The 14,324-nt window shown below is 44.3% G+C and carries 12 protein-coding genes; 10 read left to right on the top strand and 2 right to left on the bottom strand.

The annotated features are described in order from the left end of the window. The first annotated feature begins 65 nt into the window (after positions 1-65). The 7 genes from EV213_RS00935 to EV213_RS00905 all read left to right on the top strand — a co-directional run bounded on the left by EV213_RS00935 (position 66) and on the right by EV213_RS00905 (position 8,831). A complete protein-coding gene (locus EV213_RS00935; protein ID WP_133578596.1) occupies positions 66-1,610 on the top strand; it encodes a motility-associated ABC transporter substrate-binding family protein in 1,545 nt (514 codons plus the stop codon). A 268-nt stretch (positions 1,611-1,878) separates the two neighbouring features. Next, a complete protein-coding gene (locus tag EV213_RS00930) occupies positions 1,879-3,084 on the top strand; it encodes a sn-glycerol-1-phosphate dehydrogenase (protein ID WP_133578595.1) in 1,206 nt (401 codons plus the stop codon). Positions 3,085-3,303: 219 nt separating this feature from the next. Continuing rightward, positions 3,304-3,753, top strand: a complete 450-nt coding sequence (locus EV213_RS00925) for a MarR family winged helix-turn-helix transcriptional regulator (RefSeq protein WP_133578594.1) — start codon at positions 3,304-3,306, stop codon at positions 3,751-3,753. Continuing rightward, entirely contained in the window at positions 3,746-5,224 is a 1,479-nt protein-coding gene (locus tag EV213_RS00920) for a DHA2 family efflux MFS transporter permease subunit (RefSeq protein WP_133578593.1), read from the top strand. The genes EV213_RS00925 and EV213_RS00920 overlap by 8 nt, the downstream gene beginning before the upstream one ends. A 630-nt stretch (positions 5,225-5,854) precedes the next feature. Beyond that, positions 5,855-6,490 (top strand): ribonuclease H1 domain-containing protein, encoded by a 636-nt coding sequence (locus EV213_RS00915; RefSeq protein WP_133578592.1) that lies wholly within the window; start codon positions 5,855-5,857, stop codon positions 6,488-6,490. Positions 6,491-6,694: 204 nt separating this feature from the next. Then, the gene (locus EV213_RS00910; protein ID WP_133578591.1) at positions 6,695-7,801 is read left to right on the top strand and encodes an acyltransferase family protein; all 1,107 of its coding nucleotides are present in this window, start codon (positions 6,695-6,697) and stop codon (positions 7,799-7,801) included. A 130-nt stretch (positions 7,802-7,931) separates the two neighbouring features. After that, positions 7,932-8,831, top strand: a complete 900-nt coding sequence (locus EV213_RS00905; protein WP_133578590.1) for an EamA family transporter — start codon at positions 7,932-7,934, stop codon at positions 8,829-8,831. A gap of 85 nt (positions 8,832-8,916) precedes the next feature. Here EV213_RS00905 and EV213_RS00900 read toward each other — a convergent pair whose 3' ends face one another. Next, entirely contained in the window at positions 8,917-9,321 is a 405-nt protein-coding gene (locus tag EV213_RS00900; RefSeq protein WP_243739938.1) for a helix-turn-helix domain-containing protein, read from the bottom strand. Between the two features lie 281 nt (positions 9,322-9,602). On the opposite strand from EV213_RS00900, the gene EV213_RS00895 reads away from it, so the two are divergent. Further along, positions 9,603-9,809, top strand: a complete 207-nt coding sequence (locus EV213_RS00895; RefSeq protein ID WP_133578589.1) for a helix-turn-helix transcriptional regulator — start codon at positions 9,603-9,605, stop codon at positions 9,807-9,809. A gap of 129 nt (positions 9,810-9,938) precedes the next feature. Here EV213_RS00895 and EV213_RS00890 read toward each other — a convergent pair whose 3' ends face one another. Continuing rightward, the gene (locus EV213_RS00890; RefSeq protein ID WP_133578588.1) at positions 9,939-10,577 is read right to left on the bottom strand and encodes an SCO family protein; all 639 of its coding nucleotides are present in this window, start codon (positions 10,575-10,577) and stop codon (positions 9,939-9,941) included. 231 nt (positions 10,578-10,808) lie between these two features. Here EV213_RS00890 and EV213_RS00885 point away from each other — a divergent pair, with 231 nt between their 5' ends. Then, on the top strand, positions 10,809-11,891 hold the full coding sequence (locus EV213_RS00885) for a GntR family transcriptional regulator (protein ID WP_133578587.1): 1,083 nt from the start codon (positions 10,809-10,811) through the stop codon (positions 11,889-11,891). Between the two features lie 732 nt (positions 11,892-12,623). After that, complete coding sequence (locus EV213_RS00880) at positions 12,624-14,297, top strand: ribulokinase (RefSeq protein ID WP_133578586.1); 1,674 nt, start codon at positions 12,624-12,626, stop codon at positions 14,295-14,297. Positions 14,298-14,324: the final 27 nt, after the last annotated feature.

Raw genomic sequence — 14,324 nt, 5'->3', positions numbered from 1 at the left:
TCAAAATGTTTCTATGTTTAAAAGTACGATAAAATAAATCTGACTAAGGAAGAGGAGGAAAAAACGTGAAAAAAACGTCATGGAGCATCGCTGTACGAGGGTGGATTCTTGCTCTCGCCACTGTCTTGTTGGTCGTTCAACCCGGGCATGCAGAAGGACCGCTTGATCCCGCCCCTGTCCTAGAACCGGTTCAGCCAAATGGAAAAACGGTGTTGGTCGACAATAGCCACGGTCAAACGGCAGGTGCATCAGATTGGGTCATTGATGGAGCATTTTCTGATTTCGCTGAGGCGTTAGCGGAAGAAGGCTATCTTGTGAGAGAACATCGCAGCGAAGACGATTTGACGATAGCGGATCTTCAAGGCATAGACGTGTTTGTCATCCCTGAGCCGCAAATCCCCTTCACAGCTGAAGAGCAAGCGTCTATTTTGTCTTTTACTGAGGCCGGAGGTGGCGTGTTTTTTATTGCCGACCATTACAATGCGGATCGAAATTTGAATCGTTGGGACTCAGGAGAGATCTTTAATGGTTGGAGAAGAGGCGCATGGGAAGATCCTTTCAAAGGAATGAACACAGCAGAGAAGAAGGCACTTGAAGGTGTGACAAATTCTGAATGGCTTTCGGACAATTTCGGCATTCAGTTCCGATACAATGGAATTAACAATACCGTTGCCAATCACATCGTAGCGCCATCCGACACTTTTGGGATTACTGAAGGTGTTGAGAAAGTGGCAATTCACGCAGGTGCTACACTAGCGATCACGGATCCTACCATTGCAAAGGGAATTGTGTATTTGCCAACAGGGCTAACGTCTGAAGCGAATTCTTGGGGACCGGCTGTCGATCAAGGCGTTTATTTCGGCGGAGGCATTGACGAAGGTCCATTTGCAGCAATTTCGAAGGTTGAAAATGGGAAGGCTGCCTTCATCGGAGATTCTTCGCCTGTTGAAGACGCTACGCCAAAGTATCGAAATGAAGAACATGGAGGCACGAAGCGTACGTACGATGGCTTCCTAGAGCATGATGATGCAACGCTTTTAATCAATATGATGAATTGGTTGGCTGAAGAAGAATGCTACAAAACATTTGCGCAAAAAAACATTCCATTGGATGATGTGTCTCCACTTCTTGATATGGAGCTTCCGGAACAAAGTACGGAACCACAGACCGAGCCATGGCGATCGCCTGATGCAGGGTATCTCTGGTATGATCGCTCAACATTTGCGCCAGGATCTTACGGAGCAGAGGATGGGGAAGTTCCAGTTGATGCATCCTATGCGATTAGCTTAGAAGAGCCAGTTCCAGTCGGGAATAAGCCCTTTGACGTAACCGTTCAAGTGACCAATGCTGCACCAGGCTCAACCGTATCGAACTTGGAAATTCAGCTTTATCTCTCAGGTGGTAGACAAATTTCTCAAGTTCAGCAAGCAGATGGTTCATGGTCACGCACTGGTTATGCCAGCATTGCGCCAGTTTCGATCGGAAATGATGGCACTGGTAAAATCACGTTTAGCATGAGATTAACGGATGTTTCAGCGACGCAAGGAAACATTCGCTTGCGGCAGCAAGGGGAAAATCTCCTCACACAATCAGTGACGCTTGCGCCTTAAGGGATGATTAAAAGGTGGTTCTCCGGAGTCATAAAACGACTTTGGAGGACCACATTTTTTATTAAGGTCCTGACAAGATGTTTCATTTGTCTGTTCCCTTTGCAAATGAATTAATTCTCTCTTGATTGATTGAAAGAGCTTCTCTCTATATAATGAAAGGCAAATGTTCGTCAAGGATATGCTTTAATGAAAACCTTTACAAAAAAATGAAGTGATTCACCTAAACAGATTGGAGGGAAGGCAGTGGAGTGGAGCACTGTCGCGACATATGGACCTTTGGCAGGAATGGTATCACGTGTACGGAGCGGATGAAAGGTTCGCCCGTTTCAATCGCTCGACACTGTTTATTGAAGACAATGCCTTGCACCGTTTGCCCTCTTTTTGTAAACAAAAGCAATGGAAACATCCTTTAATTGTTGCTGATCAGCGAACCTATTTGGCGATTGGGGAACAGACGAAGCACGTGTTGGAAGCGGAGGGGATTCAAACCGAATCTTGCATCATTCAGGATGATGAAAGGAACGAAGTGCTCGCCAATGAAGAAGCCATTATTGAGGTGCTTCTGCAAGTGTCTGATCAGACGGATGTGATTATCGCTGCTGGGGCAGGAACGATTCACGATATCGTCCGTTTTGTTGCATACCAAAAGAACATCCCGTTTGTGTCTGTTCCGTCCGCAGCTTCCGTCGATGGTTTCACATCAAAAGGCGCCCCGATTGTTTTACGTGGGTTTAAGAAAACCATTCAAACTGTCGCACCAGAAGCCTTGTTTGCAGACTTAGGTGTGTTAGTGAATGCCCCCAGAGCAATGACGGCTGCGGGTTTTGGAGACATGCTTGGAAAGTGGACGTCGCTCGCAGATTGGAAGGTGTCCTCATGGCTGAAACAAGAACCATATGATGAACAGGGAGCACAGCTGACAGAAAAAGCGCTGCACAATTGTCTAGAGGCCATAGACAATCTCACGACACCGACAAAAGAAGGAATAAAAACCTTGATGGAATCACTCGTCGTGTCTGGCCTTGTCATGATGGCTCTTGATCATTCGCGTCCGGCTTCAGGTGCGGAACATCATTTGTCACATGTATGGGAGATGCAGCATTTAAAGCATCGGCATCCACAATGGCTTCACGGAGCAAAAGTTGGTGTCGCTTGTGGAATTATCATCGATCTTTATCAACAGCTCTCTCACCAATCATGCCCTCATAACGCAACTCCGACCTTACGAGAAAGATGGACAGACATCGAACATCTATTCCAAAGCCTGCCTCCCTCGGCAGAAATTCAACGATGGCTCCATCTCGTCGGAGGTCCAGGGACATTTGCTGAATTAGGGGGCACCCCATCACTTTTACACGAAGGGCTCACCCTTGCCCATACGATACGTGACAGGTATACCGGTTTGCGTTTAGCTCATGAGTACCCGGAGTGGTCCCGACCAATTTTTGATGAGCTCGCGAGTAGGATTCAGTAGAGAGTACATTTCCCCCTGTGCAGCTATTCGCACAGGGTTTATTTTTGCCTTTAGATCCGATCCGGTTACATGTGAGACAAGGACTCAATACGTTTTAAAAGTAATCCAACCTTTCGATAATTGTCTCGCACTTGACAAAGGGAGGTTAATTACGATAATATTTCGTATGCGAATGATTCGTGTGCTTATTTTTTAATTCTCAAACGCAGGGGGAAAAAAATGATTGAAGAGAAAGAACAAATTCAACGATTTATGGCTTCTTTAAGAGAAATTCGTAAATTAATGGATCAGGTGATTCGTGTGATCGCCACTGAAATGGACAGCACGCCATTACAGTTATTCGTTCTTTCCTATTTAGGGAAGAACCCAGATCAATCGTTAAAGCATTTGGCTGATGAACTAAAAGTGAGCAACAGCACAATGAGCGGGGTTGTGGATCGCTTAGTTCAATCAAACCTTGTGAAGAGGGATCGCTCTAGTGAAGATCGTCGAGTGCTTGTGATGAATTTAACGGAAGAGGGAAAGGATAAACAAAATCAATTTAAAGACTTCTTTTACAAACGTTTGGAGGAAGTGGAGCAGTTACCAGAGGAGGACATGGAAACATTGCTTTCATTACATCAGAAGGTGATTGCACAGATAAAGAAAGGAAGTCTTACACATGAGTAATAAAGCTCAAGGCGTTGAGGATTCGGCGTCTCCATTGACCAGTTCACAACGAAAAATTGTTGTAGCTGTCATGATTATGGGCGCCTTTGTAGCAATTTTGAACCAAACGTTAATCAATGTCGCATTGCCGAAGATTATGGAAGACTTGCATATTAATCCTTCCGTTGGGCAGTGGTTAACGACTGTGTATATGCTCGTTAACGGTGTTTTAATTCCGATAACTGCATTTTTGATGGAGCGTTACAGTACGAGGCAGTTGTTTTTAACAGCGATGGGCTCCTTTGCGATCGGTACACTCGTATGTGCGCTTGCACCAATTTTTGAAGTTCTTATGATTGGTCGCATCATTCAGGCGATAGGTGCCGGCATTATGATGCCTCTTATGACTGTCGTTATCCTATCCTCGTTTCCATATGAAAAGCGTGGAGCAGCGATGGGAACAGTAGGCATCGCCATGGTGTTTGCCCCAGCTGTTGGTCCAACCTTATCGGGATGGCTTGTCCAAAATTATCATTGGTCCTCTTTATTTTATGTTGTCTTGCCAATTGCTCTCATTAGTTTTGTTTTTGGACTTATTTATATGCGTAATGTAACAGAGCAAACCTTTCCAAAGGTCAATATTCCTAGTGTCATTCTTTCAACAATTGGGTTTGGAGGCTTGCTTTACGGATTTAGCTCCGCAGGAACAAATGGCTGGACAGACCCAGTTGTTTTAGGCTCATTAATCGTAGGAGCGGTCGTTCTTGTTTGGTTTATCGTGCTGCAAAATCGTTTAGACGTCCCGATCTTGCGATTTGATGTCTTTTCTTATAAGATGTTTAGCTTGACGACAATTATTAATATCGTCTTAACGATGGCGATGTTCTCTGCGATGATTCTTGTTCCGCTTTACTTGCAAAATGTTCGTGGATTTTCTCCATTGGAATCAGGCTTGCTTCTGTTACCCGGCGCGATTTTAATGGGCATTATGTCACCAATTACAGGGAAGATTTTTGATAAAGTCGGCGCACGATGGCTCGCGGTTGTTGGACTGGGTATCACGACTTGGACAACATGGGATTTTGCGCAATTGGATTTAGAAACGACGTACACACATATGATTATTATCTATTCGTTGCGTATGTTTGGCATGTCAATGCTGATGATGCCCATTATGACAGCAGGACTCAACGCCTTGCCTAATCGTCTTAATTCGCATGGAACAGCGATGGCGAATACGATGAGACAAATGTCTGGTGCGATCGGAACCGCCTTTTTAGTTACCGTGATGACCAATAGTGCAAAAGCTTACGGGGAAAGCCATGCGACTGCTGGGATGGATAAAGAAGCCATCGTTCACTTAGGGCAAGTTTCTCAAGTCCAAGGCATTAACGATGCCTTCGTCGTTGCAACCGGTTTTTCTCTTATTGCTTTTGTCCTTGCCTTTTTCATTCGTAAGGATTCTTCACTTGACGAGCAACCGAACACTTAACAACAGAAAAGAAAAACGATGAGCCCCTCTTTGCGAGAGGGCTCTTTTTTAACAAAGCAAAAGCCAGTGCCCATAAATCACGACTGCTTCGTCAAAATACTTCGCTTTCCACGGGCACGGCTTCAGCTTTCTCGGAAAGCAAAAGCTTTCCTGCGGGATCTTCAGCTCGCGCTGTTCCCGTAGGAGTCTACGTATGTTGACTACGCTGATGTTTGTTTCTGCGTTTTGATTCATATCATATCATCACTCAAAGATGCCACTAGCGAGACTCCAACGGCAAAGAAAACACGATGAGGTCCTTTCGAATCGATGTTGCACTTGTACCCGTAGGGTGAAAAGAAGTCACGACGAAGCTTTTTGAGTTATGCCCTTTAGGATGAAAGCGATCGTACGGCAGCTTGTATAAAAAGCAACGACAACGTTATATTGTAGGTTTACCCAGTGATTGCTAAGCGTGCCTGCCAAATAAAAGGTGCGAAAGTTGAGTCAGAGAGTTTGGGTTGGTGCAAAACGACGACATATGACACACCAATAATCTATTTGGCTGTCTTGGCGTGAAAGCTTATGTCTGTGTGATATAATGCATCAGGAATTACGATGAATTCGGTGAACGAAAAGGAGCAAGATACAATGGCTAAATCAAAATATTATACGGTTTGGAAAGGTCGAAAGCCGGGCATTTATACGAGCTGGGCGGATTGTGAAAAGCAAATTAAAGGCTATTCGGGTGCTGCTTTTAAATCCTTCCCAACACGCCAAGAGGCAGAGGTAGCTTTCAAAGGGGATACGAGTAAAAGAGCGGGTGTGAAACAAAAGGATTCTTTTTCAACCTCGAAGAAAAAGAGCACAAACTCCACATATATTAGTAAAAGCATTAGCGTGGATGCGGCTTGTAGCGGCAATCCTGGCGTGATGGAATACCAAGGCGTGGATACGGAGACGGGAAAGCTCATTTTTCATGAAGGGCCCTTTCAGGAGGGGACGAACAATATCGGCGAATTCCTTGCGATTGTCCATGCGCTCGCGATGTTAAAGGAAAAGGGTGATGAGACGACACCTGTGTATTCCGATTCAGCGACCGCGCTCGCTTGGGTCCGTAAAAAAAAGTGCAACACGACACTTGTGCAAAATGCGACGACAAAGCGTCTATGGGATTTGATACAGCGGGCGGAGACTTGGCTGCGAACGGAAACCTACCATACGTCTTTGCTGAAATGGGAAACGAAGCAATGGGGAGAAGTGAAGGCAGACTTCGGTAGAAAATAGGGAGTTTGCGTGGACTGTTTACTAAATTCATTGAAATAACTCAGCTGCTGCAAATAAAGAATTGGATATGTATGGATTAGAATGCAATCTTTTGTGCTTTCATTCAAATGTGAAGCTGTGTATCGTTTTTGTAAAGCTCCCTATAACGACATCTATATGTACGAAAGAAGTGGTTGTAAAAGGTGAGCTTTTGGAGGCAAATGAATGGAAAAAGCCAAGTGGTTAAGCGAGCTAACATTTTTAAGGGCGATCGCGTGTGTATCAATCGTTCTTTTGCATACGATTGAAAGAGCGTTGCTATCCTCACATTATGGGGACATATCTATAAGTGCTCGGGTGATCTGGGAATCATTTTATATGGTGCTTTTTTATGGCACACCGACGTTTATTTTTTTAAGTGAAGTTTTAATTGCGTATTTATATAAGGATAAACCTTTGCCAAAAGGCTTCTTCAAAAAGCGCTTTTTGTATCTTTTTTTGCCTTATCTTGCCTTGGCGATGTTCTATGCCTGGACAAAAGCGGATGGCTGGAGTGATTTTGTTTGGCGTTCATTCATGCATGCCGTGATCGGGGACTATCATGGGTATTTTGTGTTGATTATCTTTCAGTTTTATGGCCTGCATTGGCTATTAAAAACGTGGATGTCAGCTCAGAAGCCTTATCGAATTGTTGGTTATGCATTTGTTATTAATGTTGCGTATTTGGCTGTTTTTAATTTTATCCCTGCGCCAAATATACCGCATGGAGAGTATATATGGGAGCGATATTATTGGGTGCCTTTCCCAGGATGGTTGTTTTATTTTGTTGCTGGATTTTATGTTGGTCAATCCTACGACAAGGTACGTTCGTGGATTAAAATGCATTATCTTAAGCTATTAGCAGCCCCACTGGTCACCTCTGTTCTCGTCCTCGTGTTGGTTTACACAGATGTATTAACAGTAGCCAGTTCAAAGCGTGTCGACATGCTGCTGCATTCATCAGCGATGGTGCTCGGTTTGCTTGCTCTTGCGATTGTGCTACCGAAAGCAGCACTAAAAACTGAAATGATCAGCCGCTACTCTTTTGGGATTTATCTGTGGCATATGTATTTTTTATATGCGCTAAATGGGAGCCTTGAAGCTATTGAGCATCAACTGCCGATGTCATTGTACATCGTCGTGTTGTGTGTTGGTGCTATCCTCTTGTCAATGGGATCTATGAAAATTATTAATCTTTTACCTGGAGGGGCTACGCTAACTGGGCAAGTAAAACCGTCAACCAAAAACCGTACATCTTCAGTCGCATCCCCTGAAAGAAAAGCATCTATTTAGTGACCCAGTCCATATCATCGGGAGAATCATCTTTGGTTAAAGTAGAGGCTAATGGCTTCTACTTTTCATTTTGCGTGTATGCAATGTATAATGGCAATCGTGTGTAAAGAGTAGAGAAAGGAGGGGCGTAATGGCTCGTTGGAAAGCGGTATTAATCGTCCTCATAGGCGCTGGGGGTTTTGGTTTTACGCCAGTGTTTGTTAAGAGTGCTTTTATAGAGGGATATAATCTTGCGCAAGTCGTCGGTGCACAAATGATGTTGGCGTTCGTTATTTTGTGGATCATTGCGGCAATTAGGCAAGTAAAGCGTCAACAAGTGACGAGAAAACAAGTAGTAAAGCTCATGGTCGCAGGTTCTTTGAATGGGTCAACAGGAATCTTCTATTATGGGGCTATGGCATACCTGCCTTCATCTGTTGCAATCATTATGTTATTTCAATTTGTATGGATAGGTGTATTGTACGAGTGGATTCTTGACAAGCGAAAGCCCACACCTATAACGCTTGTTTCTGTTGTGTTAACACTTATCGGAGTAAGCTTTGCAGCTAATTTGACGATGGATCGATTTGAGGCATTATCAACTATAGGATTATTGCTCGGTCTAGCTGCCGCCTTCTCATATGCAGGCTTTATTTATGTAAGTGGTCGAGTTGTTTCTCATGTAGACCCTTTTCTCCGTAGCCCAATTATGATTTCTGGAGCAGCTGTACTCGTCCTATGTGTATTTCCACCAACCTTTTTGTGGACCGATGCTGCCACTAGTTCGTTGTGGTTATTTGCCTTAGGCGCAGCGATTTTTGGTGCCGTTCTGCCGCCGTTATTTATGGCCATCGGTGTGCCTCACATTTCAAGCGGGGTCGCAACCGTACTAGGATCAGCAGAGCTGCCGGTCGCTATTTTAATGGCTGCCATTGTGTTACATGAACCGATGCTGCCCTTCCAATGGGTCGGCATTGCTCTCATAATGCTTGCGATTTGTCTCAAGGACGCAATTGACTTATGGTCGAGAAAAAGAGCACAACTTCGTTAATGTGATCGACAAATTTTCAATACAATTGTTCATCTGAAAAAAGAGGTTGTCCAAAGGTCATAAAATGACTGTTCGGACAACCTCTTCATTGATCAGTGGTATTCTTTTTGCGCCGAGCTCTTTCGACAACCCATTCGAAATGATGCTTAATCTCAACCGTATCCTGACGTGTGAGCGTTTCCCAAGCATCAAGCTGTAAGAAAAACAAGTCATCCACACCTTGCTTACGTAGAAGTTGATGAAGGACAAGAACATCCTTATAAGGTTCAAGCGCAGGATTGCCGTCGGGAGTAGAGCGATCAAGCAAATAATCCACACTTACATTAAAAAAATCAGCTAAACTTAGTAAGGTAGAGAGATCTGGCTCGCTGCGGCCATTTTCGTAATGAGAATAGCTTGCACGTGAAAGACCTAACTGATTTGCTATATCTTGCTGTGTTATAGTCGATCCACGTAGTTGTTTTAAACGATCCCCGATCAAACGCCTCACCTCAAAATTCCTAGTTCCTCCTATTATAGATACTAAATGTATCTTGTCATCGTAATGTTCAATATTGTATCTATAAAATATTGACGATATATTTTTGATCATTTATAATCAATTTAGTGGTAATTTTTGAGAAACTATTTGTTTTTGACAATCGAAATTGCTTACTTATTGCACACAGTACTGAAATTAAAGATAAGGAGGGAAGTCCGTTCGCCATTACAAAACACGGCGTTCAATCGATATACATCAATCAAGCGATCTATTTTGGCGGCGGAACACGTATGAGAAGAAGACTTGCACATGAACGATATAAAAGAGGGTGGACGCAGCGGTCAGTCGCCGAACGGTTAGCAATCTCTGAGGTTTATGTTCGTAAACTTGAAAAAGGTGCAGCAAATCCAGGTCGTGAAACGATGGTAAGATTTGAAAAGCTCTACGGTGTATCTGTGTATGAATTATTTGATGATGTGTTTTTAAGAGAACTTTAAATAGGAAACGTTATGTTTAAAAAAATCAGAGTATATCAAAAAAAGAAACAATTAACTAGTTCCAAGTAAAAGCCCTCTTCCTGTTATCTGCTATCAGGGAAGGGGGCTAAGAAACGTATAATGTAATGGTTAGTTCGCTTTCTCCTGCACGGCTTTAATATCCGCTATGATTTGATCAAACGGAGGATCGATATTACCGACATAATATGAATTGATGTATCCATCAGGTCGAACGAGGAAAAAATGGACACCGTGCATAAATGTATCTTCAAGCTTTTGTACGCTTGATTTAAAGGAAGTCTTCGAATACTCCTTGACTTCTTCATGGGTATAACCGGTAATGAAATGCCAATTTGAAAAGTCGGCCTGGAATTTCGTCCCGAATTCTGTAAGGACTTCGGGGCTGTCTCTTTCTGGATCAACTGTAAACGAAACAAAGGTTACGTCCAGCCCAGCTTCCTCTACTTTCTCCTGAAGTGTCTGCATATTAAAGGTCATAGGCGGACAAACATCAGGACAATTAGTGAAGATAAAGTCAGCAATCCACGTTTTTCCTTTCAAATCATCTGTCGAAAAAGGTTCATTGTTTTGATTTACTCCTGAGAAAGGGGCGATCGGTTCAGAAAAGGATACGCTGGTTGCTGGACCTGAACTTTGTGATGTGTTTCCATCCTCTGGAGAAAAAAAGGTCATCCATATAACGAAGGCCAATAGAACAACCGTAACAACGATGAGAGGAATTCCTATATAAGCTTTAGAGAATTTCAAGATGCATGCCTCCTAAATTTACCACAACGTTAATAAATCTCCTTGTTAGTTTACCTTTTTTACTACAGCGGTTTCAACTGCGTGAGCGAGCAGTGCATGACAAAACTGTGACATTGTAAATGAAAGGAGGACAGGAGAGCCATTGGAGAAATGGTTTTTTCTTTGTGCCCCTCGTGATATACTGTTCACTGTTACGTACAAGTTCGGAATGAAGAACTGGAGGATCTTACAGTGACAGCCAAATACATCATCGTAAAGGAAACGATACGTGGATGGATTGTCGAGGGGACGGTCCATCCAAAAGAAAAAATCGCCTCAGAGAACGAATTGATGATCACTTTTGCGGTGAGCAGGCATACGATTCGTCAAGCGTTAGGAGAGTTGGTTTCAGAAGGCTGGCTTTATCGTGAGCATGGAGTCGGTTCGTTTGTTGCTGATCGCCAACGCAAAGATCAAAACATGGATTCAAAGCTAATAGGTGTTGTGACGACCTATTTGTCGGACTATATTTTTCCTTCGATCATTCGTGGCATTGAAGCGACACTAAGCAACGCTGGTTATACTTTGCTTTTGGCGAGTACGAACAATAACCCTGATGCAGAACAACAATGCTTGCGGACGTTTTTAGAAAAGCAGGTTGCAGGAGTGATTATTGAACCGACAAAAAGTTCACTACCGAATCCCAATTTGCGCGAATACCTTGCTCTTGCTCATCATCGCATTCCTTATGTGATGATTAATGCTGGTTACGAGGAGCTCTCACCCATTTCATTAACATTAGATGATACAAAAGCGGGCCAAGTCGCTTGTCAGCATTTGCTTGACTTAGGACATACATCAATTATGGGATTTTTCAAAACAGATGACAGGCAAGGTCTGAAACGGATGAATGGATTTCTAAAGGCGTTGCAAGAAAAAGACATTGCGCCTAAACCAGAATGGTGCGTCACTTACACTTCGGAAACAAAAACGTCGGTGCCAACAGAGGTGTTGCAGGCTGCATTACGTCAAAGGGAGCGGCCAACGGCGATTGTTTGTTACAATGATGAGCTAGCATTGATGTTGCTGCACACGATTCGTAGGGCGGGCATGAAGGTCCCCGAACAACTATCTATCATTGGATGTGACGATTCGCATTTATGTACCGCGTCAGAGATCGCTTTGACATCAGTCGCTCATCCGAAGTCACAGATGGGGGAAGATGCAGCCAAACTCATCGTGACAATGATTGAATCAAGAGAGCGCCGTGCGGCTAGCCACAAATACGAACCGCTCCTTATCGAACGGCAATCAACAGCACCACCTGAGCGTTAGTGTTCTTTGGTGGTGTTTTTTGTTTCCGGCAGAACGGTTGATGTTCTGCCCTGCGTTTCAAAACTTACTCGCCTCCGCTTTTCGTTGTCTAGCTGCGCGCCGTAGAAGCTGCGGCGCAGAAATCATCGGGCTAGTGAAATGAAAGAACCATTTCCCTGCCCGATGATGTTCTGACCTGCGCTTCTGAGCATACGACGCTCCGCATTTCGTGTCTAGCTGCGGCTCGCTGAAGCTGCGAGGTAGAAATCCCGATGCGAGAGAAATGTGGAGAACCATTTCTTCACCCCGTGATGTTCTACTCTGCGCTTCAAAACGTACTCGCCTTCGCTTTTCGTGTCTAGCTGCGGCTCGCTGAAGCTGCGAGGTAGAAATCCCGGTGCGAGAGAAATGTGGAGAACCATTTCTTCACCCCGTGATGTTCTACTCTGCGCTTCAAAACGTGCTCGCCTTCGCTTTTCGTGTCTAGCTGCGGCTCGCTGAAACTGCGGGACAGAAATCCCGCCACTGAGGAAATGTGAAGAACCATTTCCTCGTGCCGTGATATTCTGCCCTCCGTTTCAAAACGTACTCGCCTTCGCTTTTCTTACTTCTTAATTCTTTACAAAAGCTTGAGCACTTGTTCGGTGTATGGCATAATAAAAGCGCATACACTTATACGTACGAGTTTTGTCTTTTTAGGTTATTTTCACTTTGGATAACGTACAAGATGTTGAAAAGAATGGAGGTACGGTGATGACGTATACAATTGGTGTCGATTATGGCACGTTGTCAGGCAGAGCGGTGCTGGTTGATGTGACCAATGGGCGTGAGGTAGGTTCTGAATTGTTGGCTTACCCTCATGGTGTCATGGATAGTACACTTCCGGATGGGACAGCGCTTGGTCATGATGTGGCGTTGCAGCACCCCCAGGATTATCTTGATGTATTAAGTCACACGATTCCGAAGCTCTTGCAAAAAACGGAAGTTTCGGCGGAGGATGTGATTGGGCTAGGCATTGACTTTACAGCATGCACGATCCTTCCGGTGGATGACCATGGGAAACCGCTATGTTTTTATGAGGAGCATGCGTCACGTTCTCATAGCTATGTCAAGCTTTGGAAGCATCATGCTGCACAGGACAAGGCGAATCAACTGAATGACGTTGCTGAACAAAGAGGTGAGGTATTTTTACAACGATACGGCGGCAAAATTTCCTCGGAATGGTTCTTTCCAAAGATTTGGGAGCTCGCAGAAGAGGCACCTGACCTATACGATCAAATGGATGTCATGGTCGAGGCAACAGACTGGGTCATATGGCAGCTCACTGGCACATTGACTCGAAATGCATGTACAGCTGGGTATAAGGCGATCTGGCACAAGCAAGAGGGATTTCCTTCAGAGGAATTTTTGAAAGCACTTTCTCCTAAACTTGTAAACGCTGTATCTGAGAAATTACGTGGACCGATTCTACCAATTGGAGAAAAAGCTGGTGAGTTGACACCTGAAATGGCAGAGAAAATTGGCCTATCTCCCGGCATCGCTATTGCGGTTGGAAACGTTGATGCACACGTGTCCGTACCCGCGGTTGGCATTACAGAACCAGGAAAAATGCTTGCGATCATTGGGACATCCACCTGTCATATCCTTTTAGGCACAGAGGAACAAATCGTTCCTGGCATGTGCGGTGTAGTAGAAGATGGGGTATTGCCTGGTCTCTATGGTTACGAAGCCGGACAATCCTGCGTAGGGGATCATTTTAATTGGGTTGTGGAGACGTGCACACCTGCATCCTATTTTGAAGAAGCTGCGCTAGAAGGCATTGATATACATGAATTGTTAACGAAAAAAGCAGCGGCCTTAGCTCCAGGCGAAAGCGGCTTATTAGCTTTAGATTGGTGGAACGGAAATCGCTCAACACTTGTCGACGTTGATTTGACAGGCATGATTTTAGGGATGACCTTACAAACCAAACCAGAAGAGATTTACAGGGCGCTTATTGAAGCCACGGCGTTTGGTACTAGAACGATCATTGAAGCCTTTCGCACGAGCAATGTGCCTGTTGATGAGTTTTATGCTGCTGGAGGGATTGCTGAAAAGAATGCGTTGGCCATGCAAATTTATGCTGACGTTCTCAATATGGAGATCAAAATCTCAGCATCAAGTCAAACACCTGCGCTTGGTGCGGCCATGTTCGGTGCTGTAGCGGCTGGTAAAGATGGCGGAGGCTATGAGAACATTCACAACGCTGCCGCTGCAATGGGGAAAACAAAGCCTGACCCTTATCAACCTCATGCTTCTGCAGTGGACGTCTATGATGCACTCTATAAAGAATATAGCTCGTTGTACGACTATTTTGGTCGTGGAGAAAATGATGTAATGAAGCGTTTGAAGCACTTGAAAAGTAAGAGCACGCCTGTGCATGTTTAACCTTAACTTTTAGAGGAGGAATTTGAA

This window comes from Aureibacillus halotolerans, assembly GCF_004363045.1.
GTDB classification, from domain to species: domain Bacteria; phylum Bacillota; class Bacilli; order Bacillales; family DSM-28697; genus Aureibacillus; species Aureibacillus halotolerans.
This window is presented reverse-complemented; position numbering and strand designations above follow the sequence as displayed.

Bases quoted from the DNA above. Each gene is read 5' to 3' on its own strand.
- EV213_RS00925 (WP_133578594.1), top strand. From the start codon at position 3,304: ATGATTGAAGAGAAAGAACAAATTCAACGATTTATGGCTTCTTTAAGA.
- EV213_RS00930 (WP_133578595.1), top strand. From the start codon at position 1,879: ATGGACCTTTGGCAGGAATGGTATCACGTGTACGGAGCGGATGAAAGG.
- EV213_RS00915 (WP_133578592.1), top strand. From the start codon at position 5,855: ATGGCTAAATCAAAATATTATACGGTTTGGAAAGGTCGAAAGCCGGGC.
- EV213_RS00905 (WP_133578590.1), top strand. From the start codon at position 7,932: ATGGCTCGTTGGAAAGCGGTATTAATCGTCCTCATAGGCGCTGGGGGT.
- EV213_RS00920 (WP_133578593.1), top strand. From the start codon at position 3,746: ATGAGTAATAAAGCTCAAGGCGTTGAGGATTCGGCGTCTCCATTGACC.
- EV213_RS00910 (WP_133578591.1), top strand. From the start codon at position 6,695: ATGGAAAAAGCCAAGTGGTTAAGCGAGCTAACATTTTTAAGGGCGATC.
- EV213_RS00880 (WP_133578586.1), top strand. From the start codon at position 12,624: ATGACGTATACAATTGGTGTCGATTATGGCACGTTGTCAGGCAGAGCG.
- EV213_RS00895 (WP_133578589.1), top strand. From the start codon at position 9,603: ATGAGAAGAAGACTTGCACATGAACGATATAAAAGAGGGTGGACGCAG.